This window comes from Burkholderia sp. AU6039, assembly GCF_002223365.1.
Lineage (GTDB): Bacteria > Pseudomonadota > Gammaproteobacteria > Burkholderiales > Burkholderiaceae > Burkholderia.
Map to the genome: position 1 here is coordinate 754,085 of NZ_NKFK01000005.1, position 22,853 is coordinate 776,937.

Annotated in this window: 22 protein-coding genes; 11 read left to right on the forward strand and 11 right to left on the reverse strand. The window is 67.3% G+C overall.

The window, feature by feature from the left end:
• Nucleotides 1-73: 73 nt before the first annotated feature.
• The 3 genes from argG to CFB39_RS21225 all read right to left on the reverse strand — a co-directional run bounded on the left by argG (nt 74) and on the right by CFB39_RS21225 (nt 4,504).
• The gene (gene argG / locus CFB39_RS21215; RefSeq protein ID WP_069250949.1) at nt 74-1,408 is read right to left on the reverse strand and encodes an argininosuccinate synthase; all 1,335 of its coding nucleotides are present in this window, start codon (nt 1,406-1,408) and stop codon (nt 74-76) included.
• 329 nt (nt 1,409-1,737) lie between these two features.
• Nucleotides 1,738-2,808, reverse strand: coding sequence for an FUSC family protein (locus CFB39_RS21220; protein WP_089474330.1), 1,071 nt, complete (start codon nt 2,806-2,808; stop codon nt 1,738-1,740).
• A 163-nt stretch (nt 2,809-2,971) separates the two neighbouring features.
• Complete coding sequence (locus CFB39_RS21225) at nt 2,972-4,504, reverse strand: diguanylate cyclase (protein ID WP_089474331.1); 1,533 nt, start codon at nt 4,502-4,504, stop codon at nt 2,972-2,974.
• Between CFB39_RS21225 and CFB39_RS40300 the strand changes: the two genes are divergently transcribed.
• The 5 genes from CFB39_RS40300 to CFB39_RS21245 all read left to right on the forward strand — a co-directional run bounded on the left by CFB39_RS40300 (nt 4,443) and on the right by CFB39_RS21245 (nt 9,246).
• Nucleotides 4,443-4,685: a hypothetical protein gene (locus CFB39_RS40300; protein WP_179255076.1), complete on the forward strand. Its 243-nt coding sequence runs from the start codon at nt 4,443-4,445 to the stop codon at nt 4,683-4,685. The genes CFB39_RS21225 and CFB39_RS40300 overlap by 62 nt on opposite strands.
• Nucleotides 4,686-5,095: 410 nt before the next feature.
• Nucleotides 5,096-6,631: an amino acid permease gene (locus tag CFB39_RS21230; RefSeq protein ID WP_089474332.1), complete on the forward strand. Its 1,536-nt coding sequence runs from the start codon at nt 5,096-5,098 to the stop codon at nt 6,629-6,631.
• Between the two features lie 264 nt (nt 6,632-6,895).
• Nucleotides 6,896-7,141, forward strand: a complete 246-nt coding sequence (locus CFB39_RS21235; protein ID WP_043178075.1) for a DUF3717 domain-containing protein — start codon at nt 6,896-6,898, stop codon at nt 7,139-7,141.
• A gap of 250 nt (nt 7,142-7,391) precedes the next feature.
• Complete coding sequence (locus CFB39_RS21240) at nt 7,392-8,309, forward strand: LysR family transcriptional regulator (RefSeq protein ID WP_011355987.1); 918 nt, start codon at nt 7,392-7,394, stop codon at nt 8,307-8,309.
• Between the two features lie 109 nt (nt 8,310-8,418).
• Nucleotides 8,419-9,246, forward strand: a complete 828-nt coding sequence (locus CFB39_RS21245; protein WP_089474333.1) for an alpha/beta fold hydrolase — start codon at nt 8,419-8,421, stop codon at nt 9,244-9,246.
• Nucleotides 9,247-9,283: 37 nt separating this feature from the next.
• Here CFB39_RS21245 and CFB39_RS21250 read toward each other — a convergent pair whose 3' ends face one another.
• The 3 genes from CFB39_RS21250 to CFB39_RS21260 form a co-directional block, all read right to left on the reverse strand.
• Nucleotides 9,284-9,637 (reverse strand): hypothetical protein, encoded by a 354-nt coding sequence (locus CFB39_RS21250; RefSeq protein ID WP_089474334.1) that lies wholly within the window; start codon nt 9,635-9,637, stop codon nt 9,284-9,286.
• A gap of 179 nt (nt 9,638-9,816) precedes the next feature.
• Entirely contained in the window at nt 9,817-11,406 is a 1,590-nt protein-coding gene (locus tag CFB39_RS21255; protein ID WP_256991441.1) for an intermembrane transport protein PqiB, read from the reverse strand.
• 38 nt (nt 11,407-11,444) lie between these two features.
• Nucleotides 11,445-12,107, reverse strand: a complete 663-nt coding sequence (locus CFB39_RS21260; RefSeq protein ID WP_089474336.1) for a DUF3313 domain-containing protein — start codon at nt 12,105-12,107, stop codon at nt 11,445-11,447.
• Between the two features lie 388 nt (nt 12,108-12,495).
• On the opposite strand from CFB39_RS21260, the gene CFB39_RS21265 reads away from it, so the two are divergent.
• The gene (locus CFB39_RS21265) at nt 12,496-13,098 is read left to right on the forward strand and encodes a TetR family transcriptional regulator (protein WP_089474337.1); all 603 of its coding nucleotides are present in this window, start codon (nt 12,496-12,498) and stop codon (nt 13,096-13,098) included.
• A gap of 120 nt (nt 13,099-13,218) precedes the next feature.
• Here the strand turns inward: CFB39_RS21265 and CFB39_RS21270 are convergent, their stop codons facing one another.
• Entirely contained in the window at nt 13,219-13,839 is a 621-nt protein-coding gene (locus CFB39_RS21270; RefSeq protein WP_089474338.1) for a TetR/AcrR family transcriptional regulator, read from the reverse strand.
• A 94-nt stretch (nt 13,840-13,933) separates the two neighbouring features.
• On the opposite strand from CFB39_RS21270, the gene CFB39_RS21275 reads away from it, so the two are divergent.
• The gene (locus CFB39_RS21275) at nt 13,934-15,175 is read left to right on the forward strand and encodes a glycosyltransferase (protein ID WP_089474339.1); all 1,242 of its coding nucleotides are present in this window, start codon (nt 13,934-13,936) and stop codon (nt 15,173-15,175) included.
• A 20-nt stretch (nt 15,176-15,195) separates the two neighbouring features.
• Here CFB39_RS21275 and hutC read toward each other — a convergent pair whose 3' ends face one another.
• From hutC to CFB39_RS21290, 3 genes are all read right to left on the reverse strand, one after another.
• Nucleotides 15,196-15,891, reverse strand: a complete 696-nt coding sequence (hutC, locus tag CFB39_RS21280; protein ID WP_089428141.1) for a histidine utilization repressor — start codon at nt 15,889-15,891, stop codon at nt 15,196-15,198.
• 182 nt (nt 15,892-16,073) lie between these two features.
• Nucleotides 16,074-17,201, reverse strand: a complete 1,128-nt coding sequence (locus tag CFB39_RS21285) for a porin (RefSeq protein ID WP_089474340.1) — start codon at nt 17,199-17,201, stop codon at nt 16,074-16,076.
• Between the two features lie 186 nt (nt 17,202-17,387).
• Nucleotides 17,388-17,702, reverse strand: coding sequence for a hypothetical protein (locus CFB39_RS21290; RefSeq protein WP_089474341.1), 315 nt, complete (start codon nt 17,700-17,702; stop codon nt 17,388-17,390).
• An 89-nt stretch (nt 17,703-17,791) separates the two neighbouring features.
• Here CFB39_RS21290 and kdpF point away from each other — a divergent pair, with 89 nt between their 5' ends.
• A complete protein-coding gene (gene kdpF, locus CFB39_RS40595; RefSeq protein ID WP_206147752.1) occupies nt 17,792-18,118 on the forward strand; it encodes a K(+)-transporting ATPase subunit F in 327 nt (108 codons plus the stop codon).
• On the opposite strand, the gene CFB39_RS40305 is transcribed toward kdpF, so the two are convergent.
• Complete coding sequence (locus CFB39_RS40305; RefSeq protein ID WP_174975849.1) at nt 18,088-18,258, reverse strand: hypothetical protein; 171 nt, start codon at nt 18,256-18,258, stop codon at nt 18,088-18,090. The two genes, kdpF and CFB39_RS40305, sit on opposite strands and share 31 nt — an antisense overlap.
• On the opposite strand from CFB39_RS40305, the gene kdpA reads away from it, so the two are divergent.
• From kdpA to kdpB, 3 genes are read left to right on the forward strand one after another with little or no spacing between them, the layout of a single operon-like run.
• Nucleotides 18,257-19,960, forward strand: a complete 1,704-nt coding sequence (gene kdpA / locus CFB39_RS21300) for a potassium-transporting ATPase subunit KdpA (protein WP_089474342.1) — start codon at nt 18,257-18,259, stop codon at nt 19,958-19,960. The two genes, CFB39_RS40305 and kdpA, sit on opposite strands and share 2 nt — an antisense overlap.
• 10 nt (nt 19,961-19,970) lie before the next feature.
• Nucleotides 19,971-20,672, forward strand: coding sequence for a potassium-transporting ATPase subunit KdpC (kdpC, locus tag CFB39_RS21305; RefSeq protein WP_179257715.1), 702 nt, complete (start codon nt 19,971-19,973; stop codon nt 20,670-20,672).
• Nucleotides 20,673-20,728: 56 nt separating this feature from the next.
• Nucleotides 20,729-22,777: a potassium-transporting ATPase subunit KdpB gene (kdpB, locus tag CFB39_RS21310; protein ID WP_089475623.1), complete on the forward strand. Its 2,049-nt coding sequence runs from the start codon at nt 20,729-20,731 to the stop codon at nt 22,775-22,777.
• Nucleotides 22,778-22,853: the final 76 nt, after the last annotated feature.

Sequence of the window (22,853 nt, forward strand, 5' to 3'; positions counted from 1 at the left end):
GAAGAGGATGCGCCCCCCAGCCTGCCCAACCGTACCGCATCCAGCGATGCGGCACGGCGTCGAGCGAAGCGACTTACTTCTCGTCGCCCTTGATCTGCGGCAGCGCCGACGCTTCACCCGGCGTCAGCAGCCCGACTTGCGAGTACACGCGCAGCTTGTCGCGCGTATCGGTGATGTCGAGGTTGCGCATCGTCAGCTGGCCGATCCGGTCGCGCGGCGAGAACGTCGATGCGACCTTCTCCATCGACAGGCGTTCCGGCTGGTACGTGAGGTTCGGCGACTTCGTGCTCAGGATCGAGTAGTCGTTGCCGCGGCGCAGTTCGATCTTCACTTCGCCGGTGATCGCGCGCGCGACCCAGCGTTGTGCGGTTTCGCGCAGCATGATCGCCTGCGGGTCGAACCAGCGGCCCTGGTACAGCAGGCGGCCGAGGCGGCGGCCGTTCTCGCGGTACTGCTCGATCGTGTCTTCGTTGTGGATGCCGGTGACGAGACGCTCGTACGCGATGTACAGCAGCGCGAGGCCCGGGGCTTCGTAGATGCCGCGGCTCTTCGCCTCGATGATGCGGTTCTCGATCTGGTCGCTCATGCCGAGGCCGTGGCGGCCGCCGATGCGGTTCGCTTCCAGCAGCAGCTCGACCGGGTCGGTGAACTCGACGCCGTTCAGCGCGACCGGCTGGCCGGCTTCGAAGCGCACCGTCACTTCTTCGGCGGCGATCTTCACGTCGTCGCGCCAGAACGCGACGCCCATGATCGGGTTCACGATCTTGATGCCGCTTTCGAGGCTTTCGAGATCCTTCGCTTCGTGCGTCGCGCCGAGCAGGTTCGAATCGGTCGAGTAGGCCTTCTCGGCCGACATCTTGTACGCGAAACCGGCCTGGTTCATGAATTCGGACATTTCGGCACGGCCGCCGAGCTCGTCGATGAACGTCTGGTCGAGCCACGGCTTGTAGATCTTCAGATCCGGGTTCACGAGCAGGCCGTAGCGGTAGAAGCGCTCGATGTCGTTGCCCTTGTACGTGCTGCCGTCGCCCCAGATGTTGACGCCGTCTTCCTTCATCGCGGCGACGAGCATCGTGCCCGTCACGGCGCGGCCGATCGGCGTGGTGTTGAAGTACGTGACGCCGGCCGTCGTGATGTGGAACGCGCCGCTTTGCAGCGCCGCGATGCCTTCGGCGACGAGCTGCGCGCGGCAGTCGATCAGGCGGGCGCCGGCTGCGCCGTATTCGATCGCGCGTTTCGGGATCGCGTCGTAATCGTCTTCGTCGGGCTGGCCGAGGTTCGCCGTGTATGCGTACGGGACGGCGCCCTTGAGTTTCATCCAGTGCAATGCAGCGCTGGTGTCCAGGCCGCCGGAGAAGGCGATACCGACCTTCTGGCCGGTCGGGAGGCTTTCGAGAATCGTGCTCATAGGAATTACCGTGGATTGAAGCCGGTGGGATCGTATTTCGCGGAATATGCGAGTATCGGCTGTCCGGGAGGTTGGGGCAAGGGCTGATTTTCGCGCGGAACCGTCGTCGGGCCTGTCGCGGCGGGCCTGGCGGGCGGTGAGCCGGGTGGAGAATACCGCGCTCGCCGGTGCGAAATCGCGGCAGAAACAGGCATCGACGCGCCCGGCGCGGGCCGTGTTTCCGGGGCCGGATCGGCTGACGGGTGGGGCGGCCCGCCGTCAGGATGCCGATGCGCCGATCTGAAAGGTATATGAAAGACGGACGCGCGAAGCCCGGATCCCCGCCGACGTCAGATGTTCCACGACTGCGCGGTGTCGAGCAGCTTCTCGCGCAGCTGATCGACTTCCGCGGCCAGCTTGACCGTGATCGACACGTAGCCGGACAACTGCGGCGGCGGCGCGTCGTGCGGCACGTCCGTCGGCCGGCGGCGCGGGGCGAGCCGGCTCGGCGTGCCGAACTTGAGCGCGCGGCTCGCGCCGACCAGCGTGTCGCGGATGCGCCGGTTCACCGCCTTCATTTCGAGTCGCATGTATTCGCGGGCGGCCAGATCGTCGCGGGCCGGCAGCGCGCTCGACAGGATCTCCAGATAACCGATGCACAGGCGCAGGCTGCGCTGGATCGCCTCGAGCTGCATCATCGACGTCTCGCATTCCTTCGACACCGACGGCATCAGCGAGCGCAGCTGGACGAGCAGCGCGCTCAGCGCGGCCATTTCCTTCAGGTGCGCGTCGTCGCTGACCTGGCGATCGCCCGCGAGCCGCGCATGCACGGCCGCGCACGCGCGCAGCGCATCGGCAAGCTTGTAGCGCCACGAATAGGTCGCGTAGAGCGGCAGCGCGAACGAGAACGCCAGCGCGATCGCGATGCCGACCAGCACGTTCACCGCGCGCCACAGGCCGTCGACGATCTCGTTGTCGCCGTGCCCGGCGACGATCACCATCGTGATCGCCGACAACAGCGCGATGTAGCCGGCCTTGCCGATCGCGTGATACGCGCAGATACCGCATCCAATGGCCATCAGCAGGTAGATCGCGAACGGCGCGTGCAGGAACGAGTAGAGGAGGATCAGCCCGAGCCCCGCGAGCGCGCCGATCGACGTGCCGAGCGCGCGCTCGGCCGCCTTCTTGCGGATGTTGCCGTGGTGCTGCAGCCCGCCGACGACGATCAGCACGGTGATCGTCGACCACTCGCCGTGCGGCACGTTCAGGCCGGTGGACAGCGCGATCGACACGAGAATCGCGAGCGAGACGCGCGCCGCATGGATCAGCTTCGCGTGCCGGTAGCGGCGGTACGGGTCGAGCAGCGGGCGGAGCGCGTGGCGCAGGAACGGCGGCAGCCGGGCGGGGAACGGGATGGTCATGGCGGAACGGGAGTGGCCGGAACGCGCACGGCGGCCTGCGCGGGCCGGCGCCGCGCCGCATGCGCAGCAGGTGTCACGCTAACCGAACGCGGGAGGACTGTCCACGGTGCGGTCATCCGGCCCGGCCGGCCGACGTGCGACTTCACGCCACGTCACGGCGATGTCATGCGCCGGCGGCGCTCGGCTGCGCCTCCAGCACGCGGTTGCGGCCGCCGGACTTCGCGCGGTACAGCGCCTCGTCGGCCCGCTGCAGCAGCGTCGCGGCGTTCACGCGGCCGTCGGTGGCGGTCGCCGCGCCGATGCTCGCCGTGACGCGCCCGTACGGGCTTTTCGCGTGCTCGATGTCGAGCGCCGCGATCGCGCGCCGGATGCCCTCGGCGACGGTCAACGCGCCTGGCGCATCGGTGTCGGGCAGCGTGACGACGAATTCCTCGCCGCCGTAGCGCGCGACGTGATCGCTGTCGCGGCGCAGGCAGCGCGACGCGGTTTGCGCGACGCGCCGCAGCACGTCGTCGCCGGCGGGATGGCCGTAATAGTCGTTGAATGCCTTGAAGTGATCGACGTCGACGAACAGCACCGACAGCGGGCGGCCGCTGCGCGACGCACGCTGCGCTTCCTTCGCGAGCACCGTGTCGAACGTGCCGCGGTTGTCGAGGCCCGTCAGCGCATCGGTGTGCGCGAGCCGGTACAGCTTCGATTCGGCGACCTGGCGGCGCTTCAGTTCGCGCGACAGCGCCAGCGACCCCCACGCGATGAACCCGGTGAACAGGCACATCAGCACGACGGTCCAGATCGCGCGGTGGTGCCACGACGCGTAGATGTCGATCTCGGCGGGTGCGACGTCGACGATCAGCGGCAGGGCGGCGAGATGCTTGTAAACATAGATGCGCCGGATGCCGTCGATCGCGCCGACCCCGGTCAGCGCGCCGTCGCGGGCGCGCTGCGATTCGATGAACAGCGGCGAGCTGTGCAGGTCGAGGCCGACCACGTGCGGGTCGAATGGCAGGCGCGACACGAGCGTGCCGTTGTCCTCGACGATCGCCGCGCTGCCGTGCTTGCCGACCGCCAGGCCGTCGAGCAGCGCGCGGAAGTAGTCGATGCTGAGCGTGCCGACGACGATGCCGGCGAACGCGCCGTCGGCCCGGTTGATCCGGCGGCTGAGGGCGATCGTCAAGGCGCCGCCGCGCAGCCGGGACGCATACGGCCGGCTGATGTAGAGGCCCTGGGCGAGTTGGTCGCGATGCACGGCGAAATAGTCGCGGTCGCCGAAATTGCCTTGCCGGGCGGGCGATGCGCTCGAGTCGATCACGATATTGCCGTGCGCGTCCATCACGAAGATCGACCCGAGATACTCGCCGGTCGCCGCGCGGTCGAACAGCAGCCGGTGGCGCTGGCGCGGGGGCAGCGTCGCCAGTTCAGGATCGGTAATGCCGTCGACGACGTTCTGCAGCGACAAATCGTAGAGCTCGATATTGCGCGCGATATCGCGTTCGATCAGCAGCATCAGGTTGCGTGCATTTTCGACCGCATGGTCGTATGCATCGCGCCGCGCCTCGATTAAAAGCGACGTGGAAAGCCCCCAGCTGAACATCAGCAGCACGATCCCCGCCACGAGTACGCCGCGCGGCGACAGAATGCGTGCCACGATCGACGCGGTATGGCGGCGCAGCGCGGCGGGCAGCGTGAATGACTTCATCCTCGATGGGGGCGGGCGGCGGATTTTCGCGTCGTTGGCGATTCCGTACGCTGTTTATTTTGAATCGGGCCGCATTATCTCGCGAATTCCGGAGATTCGTGTGCACATGCAAAACATGCATGCGGATACGGCGATTCCCAACGATTACGCATCGTTACCGCTTTACACGCGGGTGATTTGATTTGAATCAATCGTCGATATCGGTTGTATTGTCTGAATAATCCCGTGATTACCCGGCGATTATGCGTGCCGGTGCGGTATCGGGCGGATGGCGACGGGGCGGTTGCGAAACATCGATGGGATCGGAGCACCGGATAACCATCCAGCGCGCGGGGTTTTTGAGCCGACCTGCGACGGCGGCCCGGTTCGACGCGGCCAACCCCTTGATTCTGCGAAATCTCCACGGCGGCGGCGGGCGGCGGCACCTGAGCTGTCCCCGTGACGAATCAGGTAGAATCCGCGCTTCGCCGCAGGCGCCCACCGCGCAACGCGTATCGGGGCCGCATCGAATGCATCGCAGGGACGCGCACCGCGCTCCGATTTCGCATGCGCCGGCTACGGATGCCGGCCCGCTCAACGTTCGTCTCGTTTATGTCCGCACTTCCGAAATCCGACCCATCCGGTTCGTCAGCGAACCCACCCAAGCTTCATCGCGCGCTGAAGGCGCGCCACCTGACGATGATCGCCATCGGCGGCTCGATCGGCACGGGCCTGTTCGTCGCGTCCGGCGCGTCGATCTCGCAGGCCGGCCCCGGCGGCGCGATGGTCGCGTACATGGCGATCGGCCTGATGGTCTATTTCCTGATGACGAGCCTCGGCGAAATGGCCGCGTTCATGCCCGTGTCGGGCTCGTTCGCGACCTACGGCGCGAAATACGTGGACGAAGGCTTCGGCTTCGCGCTCGGCTGGAACTACTGGTACAACTGGGCCGTGACGATCGCGGTGGAGCTGGTCGCCGCGCAGCTCGTGATGCATTACTGGTTTCCGGACGTGCCGGGCGTGTGGTGGAGCGCGGCGTTCCTCGGCGTGATGTTCCTGCTCAACGCGCTGACCGTGCGCGGCTTCGGCGAAGCCGAATACTGGTTCGCGCTGATCAAGGTCGTCACCGTGGTCGCGTTCATCGGCGTCGGCCTGCTGATGATCTTCGGCATTCTGAAGGGCGCGCCGAGCAACGGCTGGGGCAACCTGACGGTCGGCGACGCACCGTTCGCGGGCGGCCTGCCGGCGCTGATGGGCGTCGCGATGATCGCCGGCTTCTCGTTCCAGGGCACCGAGCTGATCGGCGTCGCGGCCGGCGAATCGGAAAACCCGCGCACGACGATCCCGCGCGCGGTGCGCCAGGTGTTCTGGCGGATCCTGCTGTTCTACGTGTTCGCGATCTTCGTGATCGGCGTGCTGATTCCCTATACCGACCCGAACCTGCTGAAGACGGACGTGACCGACATCGGCGTGAGCCCGTTCACGCTCGTGTTCCGCCACGCGGGCCTTGCGTTCGCGGCCGGCGTGATGAACGCGGTGATCCTGACGGCCGTGCTGTCGGCCGGCAACTCGGGCATGTACGCGTCCACGCGGATGCTCTACAACCTCGCGACCGAAGGCCGCGCGCCGAAGATCTTCGCGAAGCTGTCGGCGGGCGGCGTGCCGCGCAATGCGCTGTACGCGACGACGGCGGTTGGCGCCTTGTGCTTCTTCACGTCGCTGTACGGCGACAAGACCGTGTACCTGTGGCTGCTGAACACGTCGGGGATGACCGGCTTCATCGCGTGGCTCGGCATCGCGGTCAGCCACTACCGGTTCCGCAAGGGCTACGTGAAGCAGGGCTACGCGCTCGACCAGCTGCCGTACCAGTCGAAGTGGTTCCCGTTCGGCCCGCTGTTCGCGTTCGTGCTGTGCCTCGTGATCGCGCTCGGCCAGGACTATCAGGCGTTCCTCGCGAACCGGATCGACTGGGCCGGTGTGGCCGCGACCTATGTCGGCATTCCGCTGTTCCTGGTCGTGTGGCTCGGCTTCCGGTTCCTGAAGAAGAGCCGCTTCGTGCGCTACGAAGACATGGAAATCGCGCCGTGGATTGCCGCGAGCCGCGGCGCGCAGCGGCAGCCGGTGGCGAACCGCGAAACCGCGGGCTGACGCGGGCGCGGCACGTGGCCGCGTGACGTACGACGAAACGGGAAGCCTCGCGCTTCCCGTTTTTTTTGCCCGGCTTTTGCCTGCACGGGGTCAAAGCCGGTTATATTGCCCGACCCTACCGGGCCACGGCCCGGCCGGCGCGAGGCGCGCCGCGCGGATCGGCATCCGGCGCGCGCGACACGCGGCGGCCGGCGAAACGCCCGGCGTTTTCATCGTTCCATCCGGGCCGCTACGGCCCGCGGAGCGCGCAACCCAGAGGAATCCATGAGCGCATCACCCGCCGAGCGGAAGGCCGGACCCGTTTCCATCGTGCGACTCGAAGCCGCGATCAACGCGTGGCGCGAAGTGTACCCGCCGGCGCCGGACGGCGAGGACGGCTACGCACTCGACGCCGGCAGCAATTGCCTCGCCGAGCTGTACGGCACGATGATCTGCTACCAATTGCCGGACGTGCCGCTCGACTCGCTGAGCGACGCGCAGCGCGACGCGCTCTACGCGACCGAGGTGTGATGCTCGGCCCACACGGTGCCGCGGCGCGGTATCGGTGAACGAACGGGAAGCGTTGCGGCTTCCCGTTTTGCTTTGCGCGGCGCTCGCCGCCGCTGCGCGCGCCATGCGGTTCGCGCCGGGAGCGGTGCCGGCTGAGGTATCGTGACGGGATCGGGAGGCAGGTGGCCGACAGGGCCGGTGTGGACGGCCGGCGCCCGCGCCGTGCGCGGTGCCGAATGAACATCCGTCGCCTGCCCGGGAGGATTCGAACATGGAGTTGAGACACCTCCGCTACTTCGTCGCGGTCGCCGAAGAGCGGAATTTCACGCGGGCGGCCGAACGGCTGCATATCGCGCAGCCGCCGCTGAGCCGGCAGATCCAGCAGCTCGAGGAAGCGCTCGGCGTGCCGCTGTTCGAGCGCAACGCGCGGCCGCTGAAGCTGACCGATGCGGGCCGCTTCTTCTATTCCCACGCGGTGCAGCTGCTCGCGCAGACGACCGAACTCGAATCGATGACGAAGCGGGTCGGCAAGATCGAGCGCAGCATGTCGGTCGGCTTCGTCGGTTCGACGCTGTACGGGATGCTGCCGAAGATCATCCGGCGCTTTCGCAGCGAGTATCCGGCGGTCGAACTGAGCCTGCACGAGATGTCGACGATGGACCAGATCAAGGCGCTGAAGGAAGGGCGCATCGACGTCGGGTTCGGGCGCATCCGCCACGAGGATCCGAGCGTGCGGCGCGTCGTGCTGCGCGAGGAGCGGATGATCGTCGCGCTGCCGGTCGGCCATCCGCTCGACAGCGCGAAGCCGGTGCTGTCGCTGCATGACCTCGTGAACGACACGCTGATCATCTTTCCGAAGGCGCCGCGCCCGAGCTACGCGGACCAGGTGCTCGCGGCGTTTCACGATCGCGCGTTGCAGCCGCGCAAGATCTACGAGACGCGCGAACTGCAGATCGCGCTCGGCCTCGTCGCGATGGGCGAGGGCGTGTCGGTCGTGCCGCACAGCGTGTACGGGCTGAAGCGCGACGACATCAGCTACAAGCCGCTCGACGATCCGAACCTCGTGTCGCCGATCATCATGAGCATGCGGATGCTCGACGAATCGGAGGATCTTCGCGCGATGCAGGCGCTGATCTACCGGCTGTACGACGAGGCGCAGATGGAGTATCTGCCGCCGCAGCCCGAATGAACGCGCGGGCGGTGGGGGCTTGCTTGACGCTGCGTGCGGGCGCGGGCCAACATCGCAGGATTCGATACGGCCGCCGAGGGGCGGCCGCTTTCATGCAGACGACACACACATGACCGATATCCCGATCGAGGAGACAACCGTCGAGACGCCGCAAGGGCGCCTCTTCGCGAAACGCTGGCGCGGTGGTCTGGCGCAACAGACGGGGGCGTCGAAGGCGGCCGCGCCTGAGCCGGCCGCGCCGATCGTCCTGCTGCACGATTCGCTGGGCTGCGTCGAACTGTGGCGCGACTTCCCCGCGCAGCTCGCGCGCGCCACGCAGCGCGACGTGATCGCCTACGATCGCCTCGGCTTCGGTCGGTCCGATCGCCATCCGGGGACACTCGGCACGACGTTCGTGCGCGACGAGGCCGATCACGCGTTCGCGGCGCTGCTCGAACAACTGGGCGTCGACGCGTTCGTCGCGCTCGGGCACAGCGTCGGCGGCGGGATGGCGGTCGGGTGTGCGGCCGCGTATCCGGATCGTTGCCGCGCGCTCGTGACGATCGCCGCGCAGGCGTTCGTCGAGGATCGCACGCTGGCCGGCATCCGCGACGCGGGGCAGCAGTTCGACGAACCGGGTCAGCTCGACCGGCTCGCGCGCTATCACGGCGACAAGGCCGAATGGGTGCTGCGCGCGTGGGTCGACACGTGGCTGTCGCCGGCTTTTCGCGACTGGAATCTCGACGACGACTTGCCGCACGTGCAATGCGCGACGCTCGCGATTCACGGCGAAGACGACGAATATGGGTCCGACGTGCATCCGAAGCGGATCGCCGCGCGCGTCGCGGGGCCGTCGTCGTATCTGTTGCTCGGCCAGTGCGGGCACATGCCGCACCGCGAGCGAACCAGCGACGTGCTGGCCGCCGTGACGACGTTCCTGCGCGACGCGCTCGCCTGAGCGCTGCTGCCACCGGCGGGCAGGTGCCCGCCGGCCGTCAGAACGCGAGCTGGATCGCGAGGTCGATCGCGAGCACGGCGATCGAGAGGCCGATCCCGAGGACCACGTTCGGCAGCCGGTGCTCGAAGTCGCGATTGTCGCGACGCATTGCAGCGCCGAGCAGGAAGATCGCCTCGACGACGATCTGCAGTCCGACGAACAGCAGCATCAGCAAATACTCGTAACCCATCTGCTTGAACGCGGCGAATTGCATCCCGTGATCGCGGATCCATTGGCCGACGCGCAGCAGTTCGTACACGAACAGCAACGCGGGAAACAGGTAGCTGATGAAATAGGTCGGCGCGGTGGCGTGCCGTAGTTCGAGGTGGAAATGCTGATGCGTGGTTGTCATCACGAATCCCTCCTTGCAACGCATGATTGCGGTCGCGACGGCGGCGCGACAACGTGCAAACGAAGGGATTACCCGAAGCGTCGCGCGCGGCCGTACGACATCAGCATACTGCTGCACGGGAAATTTGGCATGCGATGCGTGCGGCCGTCGTAAAAATGCATCGGCGTCGCGCGACGCGTCTATCGTGCCGTATTCGCCGGATACGCTGCGCCGGGAGGTTGCGTGGTGCCCGATGCATGCGGCAACAACCACTCCGGATGCTGCTCCAGATCGTCGGCCAACGCGCGTAGCGCGCTTGATGTTCGCGCGAATTGCGTCAGCGTGCGGCGCATGTTCGATGTATCCGCACCTGGTTGCGCGAGCATCGCCTGCGCGGCCGTGAAGGATTGCCGTGCGGTGCCCAGCGCGATGCGTGCACGCGGTGCGAGTTCGGTATCGAGTTGCCCGAACAGTGCGTTGGTATTCGCGAGCGCTGCGTTCAGATCCGTACCCATGCGATCGAGCGGCATCCGGGAAAGCGTGCCGGCGATATCGGTCATCCGTACGCGCAGCACGTCGAGCGTGCCGGGCACGGTCGGCAACGCGATCGGCTCGTGATTCGTGTCGACGGAGACGGGCAGGGCATTCGGGAACATGTCGAGCGCGACATACGAGCGGTTTGCGATCGGGTTGCCGACGCGCAGCTGGCCGCGCAAGCCGCGCGCGACGAGCGTGCGCAGCAGTGCCTTGCCGGCTTCGGACTCGCCGTTGCCGAGCACGTCGCGGTAGCGCTGCCCGAGGCGGTCGGGGTAGAGCGCCATCGTCACGCGCATCGTGACGTCGCCGCGCGCTGCATCGTATTCGGTGCCGACAGCCGTCACGTTGCCGAGTTCGATGCCGCGAAACTCCACCGGCGCGCCGACCTCGAGGCCGCGCAGCGAACGATCGAAACGCATCACGACGGGCGCGGGCTGCGCGTTCGGCGTGCGCATCGCGTCGATTTCATCATCGGCCACGCGAAAGCGTGCGCCGTCCGGTGCTGGGATGCTCGATGCGCGCCCGGGCGGCGAGGCGAACGCAAGGGCACCGCCGAGCAGCGCGGCGATCGACGGCGTGTCGAGCTTCATGCCGCCCGCGCCGAGTTGCAGGCCGAGGCCGCCGGCCTGCCACCAGCGCGCGTCGACGTCGACAGCCCGATCGAACGGCGCGGCGACGAACACGTCGATCGTGATACCGTGCCCGTCGGCATCGAGCGCATAGCCGGTCACCTGGCCCACGCGTGCGCGCCGGTGATAGATGGGCGAGCCGATCGCGACCGAGCCGAGCGATGCCGCGCGCAGCGTGTAGTGGCGGCCGCCTTCTTCCGTGATCGGTGGCGTGTCGAGCCCGGCAAACGTCGTGCGCGGTTCGCGCGAATGGCCGAGCGCGGCCGCGATATACGTACCGGACAGCACCGTATCGAGGCCGGAGAGGCCACCGGGCCCGATGCGCGGCCGCACGATCCAGAAGCGTGTGTCCGCCACCGCCAGTGCGTGCGCGTCGGCGTTCAGTCGCACATCGATCGTCACGCCCGGCTGCCCGCGCAACGCGCGAACGCGTGTGACGCGGCCGATTTCGACGTTGCGCAACCGCAGTGTCGATCGGCCGGCTGTCAGCCCGTCGGCGCTCGCGAAGGCGATCGTGATGGTCGGCCCGCGGTTGCCGAGCGACGTGATGCCCCATGCGATGCAGAGCGCGGCGGCTGCGAGCGGCGCGATCCAGAAGCGCGCCGCCCGCGAGCGGGCCGGCACGCATCTGCGCCACACGGGCCAACGTGTGCGGGCGGGTTTCAGTCGAATTGCGCGACGAGTGCATCGGCGCCCTTGTCGATGCCCGTCCTGGCCGCGCTGAGCGCACCGAAACTCGCGCCGATGTTCATCGCATTCGGATACTGCTTCGTCACGTACGCATTGATCAGCCGGTTCGTCGCGGCATCGCGGATCTCCACCGCGTACATGACCGAGCCCGTGAACGCGCCTTCGCGGCCGCGGATCGCCTGCACGCCGTTGTACACGTTGCCCGCGAGATCGAAGTGTGCGAATGCGCCGGCAAACGTGGTCGTCGTCACGGCGCCCGTCAGCGTCAGCTTCACGCGCAGCGTGCCGGGGCCCGGCGTGTTCGTCAGCTCGAAGCGCTTGCTCAGCTTCTTCGCGAACGTGTCGCCCATGTACGCGGCGAGCGTCGTCTTGTCCTGGTCGGACAGGTCGCCGAACTGATGGTCGGTGCCGCGGTAGATGGCCACCGGGTCGAGGATCAGCTTCCGGTACGTGTGCCAGTCCGCCGGCAATGCGTAGCGGTAGGGCACACGCCCGGACTTGTCCTGCGGATCGCTGCGCAGGTACGGCGACGATTCGATGCTGCTGTAGCGGGCGGGCTGGACGCCGGCGCATCCGGCGAGCACGACGCAGAGCGCGGCGTTGAGCAGGTGGCTGGACTTGAACAAGGGGTTCATCTGACGCTCCGGGTCGGGATTCGCGCCGGTGGAGCCGGGCGAAGGGTGGTGAAACAGGGCGGCATTGCCGCTTCGGGTTTGCAAAAAAACCAACCAGACGGTTTGTTTTTGAGGTGCAGCAACCCCATGAATATCGGGAGCGACAAGCCGTCGGGCAGGGTCGATCGGCCGGACAGCCAGGCTGCAGGTGGCGCTTGCGCCGCGCCGCGCGACGCGCGGTGCGGTCCGGCATCCGGCAGGGGCCGATGCGGGAGCCGATCGTAGCACCGCCATTTCTGGAAGTAAACCGACCAGGCGGTTTGTTTGTGATAGACTCCGCGCACTTCCTTCATGTGATCCCGCCGGTCCGGCGCGGTCGCATGGTACGACTCCATAGCGGGGACAGTTCATGGACAACCCGACGCGTTCCGAGCGAACGCGCACTGCCGCAATCCAGGCGGCGCTCGCGATTCTCGAGCGCGACGGCCCGGGCAAGCTCACGTTCGACGCGATTTCACGCGAAAGCGGCATCAGCAAGGGCGGGCTGATGCACCAGTTCCGCACGAAAGGCGATGTGCTGAACGCGCTGATGGAACATCAGCAGGACTACTACCAACGATTCCAGCGCGACTATCTGGCCGCGCGCGATCCGGGTGCGGGGCAGCCGACGCTATCCGCGCAGATCGCGACGATGCGCGAAGTGATCGACCAGCAGCCGTCGGCGGCGCTCGCGATCATGGCGGCGCTGGTCGAGGATCCCGCGCCGCTGCAGCAGGTGCGGGATATCGACGCAGAGAACGTGAAGCGCATCGCGGCCGAATCCGGCGATCCGGATCTTGCATTGCTGCGCTGGAAGGCGGCGTGGGGGCTCGCGCTCTCGGCGATGTTCGGGCTGTGCCCGCTGTCGGCCGACGAGCGCGCACGGCTGTTCGACCGGTTGCTCGACGAGACGCAATGGCCGTCGGGCGGCGACGCTGCCGCACCGGCCGCGAAATCGTCGCGAAAGAAATGAAGCGCGCGTTCGTTGCCTGCGGGGTGGCGGTCGCCCGCTTCGGGCGCTCGCTGCTCTCGGTCGTGCTCGGGCGCTTGTGATCCGGTGAGCGCCTGACCGGTCAACGCTTACCGGCGCCGCTCACCCTTTCGCTTGAGCACCTTCGACGAACAGCTTCGCGACCGCCTGGAACTCCCGTTTCAGCGACAGCCCCGGCAGGCTCAGCCAGCGCAGCATCGCCGCGAGATACAGGTGATGGAACCACGTCGCGAGCTGGTCTGCCCGCAGCGTGCCGTTCAGTTCGCCGGATTGCTGCCCGGCCGCGATCAGTTGCTGCCACACGAGCGCGATATCGCTGCCATTCTCTCCACCGCTTGCCGCTTCAACCGTTCCGATGCTCAGGAAGCGATGGCGCAAATAGGCGAGCAGATACGCGGGATGCTGCTCGCACCACGCAGCCGACGCATCGAGCACGCAGCCGATGCGTGACGCGAAAGTCTTGCGCCGCGCGACGTCGCGCTGCAGATGCGCGAGATCGCGTGCGAGTTCACCCTCCAGCCAGTGCGCGAGCACGGCTTCCTTCGTTGCAAAGTGGTTGTACAGCGTGCGCTTCGCGACATCGGCCTGCGCGGCGATCTGTTCCATCGTGACCGCTTCATAGCCGTGCGCGTCGAACAGGCGTGCACCGGTGGCGGCGAGATGCGCGAGCATCTGGATGCGCTTGCGGGCGCGGCGGCCCGGGTCGTCGGTCGGAGTCGGCATGGCGGGGGATTGACTGAAAGTGCACGAGTTGCATTAGTATACGACGTGCATTTTTATGAATCCACCCATTACCGCCGCGCACGAGGAGTCACGCATGAAGCTCGTCATCGCCACCTACGGCACCGAAGGCGACACGCGCCCGCTCGCGGCGCTCGGTCGTGCGCTGATCGATGCCGGCCACGATGTCCGGCTGCTGGCCGATGCGGCAACGCTGGGGTCGGCAGTGGCGCTTGGCGTGCCGTCGGCGTCGTTGTCCGGCGATATCCGCCGCGCGATTGCGCCGGATGGCGCATTGGCCGATGCGGTGCGCGGGCGCGGCGGCTTCAATGACACGTCGAAGGCGCTCGCGGCGATCGCCAATGCGAACACGGCTGCGTGGATGCACGAAATCGCGGATGCGTCGGCAGGCTGCGACGCGATCCTCGTGTCCGGGCTCGCATCGTTCGTCGGCTTGTCGGTCGCCGAGTATCGCGGCGTGCCGGCGATCGGCACCGGCATGATCCCGATCACGCCCACTGCGGAATTCGCGTCGCCGTTCCTGCCGCCGGGGAAGGTGCCGCGCTGGCTGAATCGCGCGAGCCACCGGTTCGTGAACGCGCTGCTGTGGCAGGCGTTCAGGAAGGCGACGAATGCGGCACGCGCGAGCGTGTGCGGGTTGCCGCCGCGCAAGCGTGTGTGGACCGATCATCCGATGCTGTACGGCGTGTCGCCGGCGCTGCTGTCCGGCCCGGGCGACTGGCCGTCGAATGTGCAGGCATGCGGCCAGTGGCGGATCGATGCGCATGCCTGGGCGCCATCGTCCGAACTCTCTGCATTTCTCGAAGCGGGCGATCGCCCCATGTACATCGGCTTTGGCAGTATGGCCGGCTTCGATCGCGCCGCGATGGTCGGAGCGCTGACGCACGCGCTCGCCGGTCGCCGTGCATTGTTCTATCCGGGCTGGAGCGGTATCGACGCGTCGATGCTGCCGACGAACGTTCACGTGATCGGCGATACGCCGCATGACTGGCTGTTCCCGCAGGTATCGATGGCAATCCATCACGGCGGATCGGGCACCACGCATTCGGCCGCGCGGGCCGGCATTCCGTCGGTCGTCGTGCCGTTCGCGGGCGATCAATTCTTCTGGGCGAACCGGCTGCAGCGACTCGGCGTCGCGGATGCGCCGGTGGCGGGGCGGCGCATGGACGCTGCCGCACTGGCGCAGGCCATCGCATTCGCCGAACGGGACGAAACGAAAGCGCGCGCGATCGAACTCGGCGCGCGCATCGCACAAGAGGAAGGCTTGAAACGGGCCGTCAGTGCGATCGAGAGATGGGGGCCGCCGGGCGCGCGGTAAGCCCGGGCATCCACCTCAGCTCAGAAATGCCCAGTGAACCGATAACGGCTGCCCGGGTGCCACAGATTGGCGACCGACGCGACCATCCCCTGCGACCACGTGCGCCGATGCAGCAGCAGGCACGGCTCGCGGTCGTCCATCGTCAGGTGACGGCGCGTTTCGGCGTCGGGCATCGCGGCCTCGATCCGGTACTCGACGCGCTGCAGCGGCGCGACGCGCGTCAGGTACTGGTTCGGCGTCGTGGTCGTGAAGTCCTGCAACGCGTACTCGGGCGCGCAGGCCGGATTGACCCAGCGTTCCTCGAGCTGCACCGGCGTGTCGTTCTCGAAGTGCAGCACGCGCGAATGGAAGATCGGGCTGCCCGTGTCGATCTGCAACTCGTCGGCGAGCTTCGCATCGGCGACGGCCGCGCCCACCTGCAGCACCTGCGCACGATAGCCGTGGCCGCGCGCGGCGACTTCGTCCGAGATGCTGCGGATCGCGACGAGCGTCGATTCGTACTTCGGCGACGCGACGTACGTGCCGGAGCCGCGCGTGCGCGTGAGCACCTGCTCGGCGGTCAGCTCGCGCAGCGCACGGTTGACGGTCATCCGCGCGACGTTGAATTCGCGCGCGAGCTCGTTCTCCGACGGCACCTGGTCGCCTTCCGCCCATTCGCCGGCATGAATGCGCGCGAGGATGAAGTCCTTGATTTCCTGATAGATCGGTGTGGTCATGGGATCACGATTCCAGAGTCGGCAGCGGCCCGCCGCCGAATGCCGATCCGGCGCGCGCCCGGCGCCGAGTGTACCGGTTTCGCAGGCGCGCGGGCCCGGATTCCCCGAATGATCCCTGTTCGGCCGGCGCGCGTCCATGCGGGATTGCACAGAGCGGCCGGCTTTCGGCGGCTGGCGAGAGGTCAGAACCGATGCCGGATGCCGACCGTCCCGACCACCTGCGTGTTGGTGGACGAAGGCGCGAGCCCCGTGACGTTCGCGAACCCGAGCGTCGCGCCCGCCGGCACGCCGAACTGGTGCTGGTAGACGGTTTCCGCGTACACGTCGGTGCGCTTGCTCAGCGCGTAGTCGGCCATCAGCGTCACCTGGTGCCATTTCGGCCGATGGCTGCCGGTTGCGTCGTCGTAGCGGCCGTTGGTGAACGTATAGGCGCCCGCGAACGAAACGGCCGGCGTCAGCGCATAGCGCGCGTTGACCTCGAAGTTGTCGAAGCGCAGCGCGTTCAGCGCGCCGGGCAGCGACGACGCGGCCGTTTCGTCGAACATCGAATGCGTCCACAGCGCGCCGAACGTCAGCCGGTCGAACGCGTAGCTGCCGCCCGCGCCCATCACGCGCTGGCGCACGGCCGGGAAGTTCGGCCCGTCGTTGGTCGACAGCGCGCCGCCGGCCGTCAGCCCGCCGCGGTTGAGCTGCAGGTACGCGGCGCCGAGGCTGACCGGCCCGTTCGCATACGACACGCCCGCGCTGTACGCGCGGTTGTTCGCGAAGCCGCCGGCCGCGTTGCTGAACCCGTACAGGCCGCCGAACTGCCAGCCGGCGAGCGTCGGACTCGTGTATTTCACCGCGTTGTCGATGTAGAACGAATCGTCGAGGTTGTCGTTGTCGAACGGATGCGACGCGAGGTTGTTGCCGTCGCCGTTGTTCGCCATCGCGAGCGGGCCGAGATAGTCGACCACGGCATCGTACTGGCGGCCGAGCGTCAGCGCGCCGTACGGGTCGCTTTGCAGGCCGACGTACGCGCGGCGGCCGAACATCGTGTTCTTGTAGGACTGCGTGCCGTTGTTCAGGTTGAAGCCGTTTTCGAGGCGAAACAGCGCATGCAGGCCGCCGCCGAGATCCTCGTTGCCGCTCAGGCCGAAGACCGTGTTCGACAGCAGGCCGCTGCCTTGCTGCCACGCGCTTTTACCCGACTGGTTGTTCGTATAGACGATACCCGCATCGAGCATCCCGTAGAGCGTGACGCTGCTTTGCGCCTGCGCGGCGACGCTGAGGAATGCGAGGGAGAGGGTACCGGCGACTGTTTTTTTCATCGTGAGTGCTTCCTGGAAAGGCCCGTAGCGACGGGAACGACGATCCGGCGCGCATGCCGGCGGCGAGCGTGCGCGGCTCGTGATGAAGACGAACCGCACGCGTTCGCATCGGCAACGCGCGTTCGAATCGATGAAAGGGGGAGCGGGCGCGTGATGCGTGTCACGCGCGGCCGCAATGGAGACCGGCTAGTGCAGCAGCAGGCGGATCGTGCCGAACTCGGCGGCCGGCAGCAGGCGGAGGATCGACAGGATGGCGGGTGACGCCTGCGACCGCGCGACTTCGAGCTCGATGCACGCGCGCCCGGTGCGGTTGTCGATCGCGGCCGTATAGAAGTTGAGCGCGGTGCCGACCGCCTGGTGCAGCAGGCGCCGCACGACGGCGAGGTTGTCCGATTCGACGCGGATCGACAGCAGCACGAGCTCGTCGGCAGCGCACCGGCGCCGCGAACGAACAGGCGGCAGATCGCGTGAGGCGGCGGTTTCGGTTCTGGTCGGTTTCATGCTGGCATCCCCGGGTCGCATCGTGCTCCGCACCGCGGAGATCTCGTCTTGGACATGTCGCCCATTCTAGGAATCGCGGTGAAGATACGGTGTATAGACTCGTATTGGCCCTGAAAAGAACGCATAAAAACGCCATCGCCGCCGGCTTTCGTCTTTACAGCTTTTTTACTCCGCGTAAAGAAATTGAACACCGCTTTGATACGCGGATTTCTACACTGTCGCATCCCATTCGCCAGTTGAGCATGGGGGCGTCACGCGGGCTTGCGCCGACACGGCAAGGCCCGATGCGCCGACGATCGCGCGGCGTCGCCGCGCATAGGAAAAAGGGGAAAGCCATGTTGTGGATCACCGGCGCGTTGTCGCTCGCGCTCTTCATCTATCTGTTTCATGCGTTGATCCAACCCGAGCGGTATTGATCGGCGCGATTCAACAGGAATTCGAAAATATCGGTGAATGTCATGAGCGATCTGCTTTTCATCTTGTTCACGCTCGCGTTCTTTGCCTTGACGGCCGGTTTCATCACCGGCCTTGACCGGATCTGAGCGAGCGTCGACATGTTCAACAATCTCATTCAATTCGCGATCGTTCTCGCGATCATGCTGGCGCTGGTGCCCGTCGTCGGGAAATGGCTCGCGCATGCCTTTACGAGCCCGCGCCACGCGTGGGTCGAACGCCGGACCTATGCGCTGCTCGGCGTGAATCCCGACGAAGCGATGTCGTGGCAGCGCTACGGGATGGTGCTGCTGCTCAGTAATGCCGGGATGATGCTGCTCGGCTACCTGCTGCTGCGCATCCAGGACACGCTGCCGTTCGACGCGCTGCAGCGCGCGTCGCAAAGCCCCGACCTTGCGTTCAACACCGCCGCGTCGTTCATCACGAACACGAACTGGCAGGCGTATGCGGGCGAAAGCAGCCTGTCGAACTTCTCGCAGATGGCCGTCATCACGTTCCTGATGGTGGTCAGCGCGGCCACCGGCGTCGCGGCCGCGGGCGGCTTCATCCGCGGGTTGAGCCGCAAGAGTGCGGCGGACCTCGGCAACTACTGGGTCGATTTCACGCGCGTGACCTATCGCGTGCTGCTGCCGCTCAGCTTCGTGATGGCGCTCGTGTACGTGTGGCAGGGCATGCCGCAGACGCTCGCGTCCGACGCGTGGGCGACCACGCTGGAAGGCGCGCGCCAGCAGATCGTGATGGGGCCCGTGGCCAGCCTCGAATCGATCAAGCATATCGGCACGAACGGCGGCGGCTTCTTCAGCATGAACGCCGCGCATCCGTTCGAGAACCCGACGCCGCTCACCAACACGCTGCACATGCTGTCGATGCTGCTGATTCCGTCCGCGCTGACCTATGCGCTCGGCACGATGATCGGCCGGCGCCGCCAGGGCTGGGTGATCCTCGCCGCGTTCGTCGTGATGTTCGTCGGCTTCCTGGCCGTGATCTATTCGGCCGAGCAGTACGGCAATCCGCTCGTGACCGGGCTCGGCGTCGACCCGCAGATGAGCGCCACGCAGCCGGGCGGCAACATGGAAGGCAAGGAGATGCGCTTCGGCATCGCGCAGACGAGCCTGTTCGCCACCGTCACGACGGCCGCGACCACCGGGTCGGTCGATGCGATGCATGACTCGCTGACGCCGCTCGGCGGGCTCGTGCCGATCGCGCAGATGATGCTGAACAACGTGTTCGGCGGCGACGGCGTCGGGCTGATCAACCTGTTCACGTTCGCGATCCTCACGGTGTTCCTGGTCGGGATGATGATCGGGCGCACGCCGGAATTCCTCGGCAAGAAGATCGAGGCGCGCGAGATGAAGCTCGTGATGCTCGCGGTGCTCGCGCATCCGTTCAGCATCCTCGGCTTCACCGCGGTGGCGGCGGTGCTGCATTCGACGCTGGACAGCCTCGCGAACCTCGGCCCGCACGGCTTCAGCGAAGTGCTGTACGCATACACGTCGGGCACGGCCAACAACGGCTCCGCGTTCGCGGGCCTGAACGCGAACACGCCGTTCTTCAACACGACGATCGGCTTCGCGATGCTGATCGGCCGCTACCTGACGCTGCTGCCGATGCTTGCGGTCGCGGGCAGTCTCGCCGCGAAGAAGCGCGTGCCGGAAAGCGCTGGCACGCTATCGACGTCGACGGGCCTGTTCGCCGGCCTGCTGGTCTTCGTGATCCTGGTCGTCGGTGGCCTCACGTTCCTGCCGGCGCTCGCGCTCGGCCCGATCGTCGAGCACCTGATGATGTCGGGCGGCCAACTGTTCTGAGGAAAACATCATGATGCAAGGCAATCGCCAGGCAGCGGCCGCCGCCGCGCCGGCACGCGGTTCTTCGTTCGGCGCGGCGACGCGCGGCCTCGTGCGGCCCGTGATCGCGTCGTCGGTGCTGTTCATGCTCGTCACGGGCATCGCGTATCCGCTGCTCACCACCGGCGTCGCGAATGTGCTGTTCCCGTCGCAGGCGCGCGGCAGTCTCGTGCAACAGCACGGCACGACGGTCGGCTCGGCGGTGATCGGGCAGCAGTTCACGCGTGCCGGCTACTTCCACGGGCGGCCGAGCGCGACGGTCGGCACCGATCCGGCCGATCCGTCGAAGACGATCGACCAGCCGTACAACGCGGCCGGCAGCGGCGCCAGCAACCAGGGCGCCACCAGCAAGAAGCTGCTCGCGGATATCGCGCTGCGGGTGCGCACCTACCGGCAGGAGAACGCGCTCGCCGCCGGCACGCCGGTGCCGGCGGATGCGGTGACCGCGTCGGCGTCCGGGCTCGATCCCGAGATCTCGGTCGCGAACGCGCGGCTGCAGGTGGCGCGGGTCGCGCAGGCGCGCGGCGTCGATGCCGCACAGGTCACGGCGCTGGTCGACCGGATCGCGTTGCCGCGCCAGCTCGGCGTGCTCGGCGAACCGCGCGTGCGCGTGCTCGACCTGAACCTCGCGCTGGACCGCGCATTCGGCCACGCGGCCGGCGCGAAGCAATAGAAGGAACCACGGAGTCACTCATGTCCCATATCGAAACCCCGATCAATCCAGCGGCGATGCCGGTCGGCGGCGTGCCGCCGATGCGCTGGACGGCCGTGCTGCGCGAGGCGTTCCGCAAGCTCGCGCCGCGCGTGCAGTTGAAGAACCCCGTGATGTTCGTCGTGTATCTCGGCAGCATCGTCACGACCGTGCTGTGGCTGCAGGCGTTGACCGGCACGGGCGACGCGCCGGCCGGCTTCATCTTCGCGGTCGCGTGCTGGCTGTGGTTCACCGTGCTGTTCGCGAATGCGGCCGAGGCATTGGCCGAAGGGCGCGGCAAGGCACAGGCCGATGCGCTGCGCGCGGCGCGCAAGCGCGTGTACGCGAAGGTGCTCGACGAGCCGAAGCAATTCGGCAGCACCAGCCATCGTGTGCCGAGCGACGAGCTCGCGGCCGGCAGCATCGTGCTCGTCGAGGCCGGCGACACGATTCCGGCCGACGGCGAAGTGATCGACGGCGTCGCGTCGGTCGACGAATCGGCGATCACCGGCGAATCCGCGCCGGTGATCCGCGAGTCGGGCGGCGATTTTTCGTCGGTGACGGGCGGCACGCGCGTGCTGTCCGACTGGATCATCGTGAAGATCACCGCGCAACCGGGCGAGGCATTTCTCGACCGGATGATCGCGATGGTCGAAGGCGCGAAGCGCGGCAAGACGCCGAACGAGATCGCGCTGACGATCCTCCTTGTCGCGCTGACGATCATCTTCCTGCTCGTATGCGTGACGTTGCTGCCGTTCTCGCAGTTCAGTGTGCTGCTGAACGCGTCGGGCACGGCGGTGAGCCTGACCGTGCTGATCGCGTTGCTCGTGTGCCTGATCCCGACGACGATCGGCGCGCTGCTGTCGGCGATCGGCATCGCGGGGATGAGCCGGATGATGCGGGCGAACGTGCTCGCAACGTCGGGCCGCGCGATCGAGGCGGCCGGTGACGTCGACGTGCTGCTGCTCGACAAGACCGGCACGATCACGCTGGGCAACCGCGAGGCCGTGCAGTTCCGGCCGGCGCCGGGCGTGGACGAGCGTGCGCTGGCCGAGGCCGCGCAACTGTCGTCGCTGGCCGACGAAACGCCGGAAGGGCGCTCGATCGTCGCGCTCGCGAAGCAGCGCTTCTCGCTGGACGTGGCCGCGACCGCCGGCAGCATCACCGTACCGTTCAGCGCACGCACGCGGATGAGCGGCCTCGACATCGGCGAGCGTCAGGTCCGCAAGGGCGCGGCGTCGGCGATCCGCGCGCACGTCGATGCGCTCGGCGGTGTGTTTCCTCAAGCGGTCGAGACGGCGGTCAACGACATCGCGCGACGCGGCGGCACGCCGCTCGTCGTGGCCGACGGTGCCCGCGTGCTCGGTGCGATCGAGCTGAAGGACATCGTCAAGCACGGGATCGCCGCGCGCTTCGCCGAGCTGCGCAAGGTCGGCGTGAAGACCGTGATGATCACCGGCGACAACCGGCTCACCGCGGCCGCGATCGCGGCGGAAGCCGGCGTCGACGACTACCTCGCCGAAGCGACGCCCGAGGACAAGCTGCGGCTGATCCGCGAGCACCAGGCGAAGGGCCATCTCGTCGCGATGACGGGCGACGGCACCAACGACGCGCCCGCGCTCGCGCAGGCCGACGTGGCCGTCGCGATGCACAGCGGCACGCAGGCGGCGAAGGAGGCGGCCAACATGGTCGACCTCGACAGCAACCCGACGAAGCTGATGCAGGTGGTCGAGGTCGGAAAGCAGATGATCATGACGCGCGGCGCGCTGACCACGTTCAGCGTCGCCAACGATCTCGCGAAGTATTTCGCGATCATCCCGGCCGCGTTCGTCGCGACGTATCCGGCGCTCGGCGCGCTGAACGTGATGGGGCTGCACAGCCCGACGTCGGCGATCCTGTCGGCCGTGATCTTCAATGCGCTGATCATCGTTGCGTTGATCCCGCTCGCGCTGAAAGGCGTGAAGTATCGCGCGGAGCCGGCCGAGAAGTTGCTGGGGCGCAACCTGCTGATCTATGGCGTGGGCGGCATCATCGCGCCGTTCATCGGCATCAAGCTGATCGACATGTTGTTGACGCCGTTTATCTGACCGAACGCGCCGTCGCGGCCCCGCTCACGCCTTCGCGGCGTGCGCGGGGCCGTTCGGCGTTTCAATTGCCGGAAGC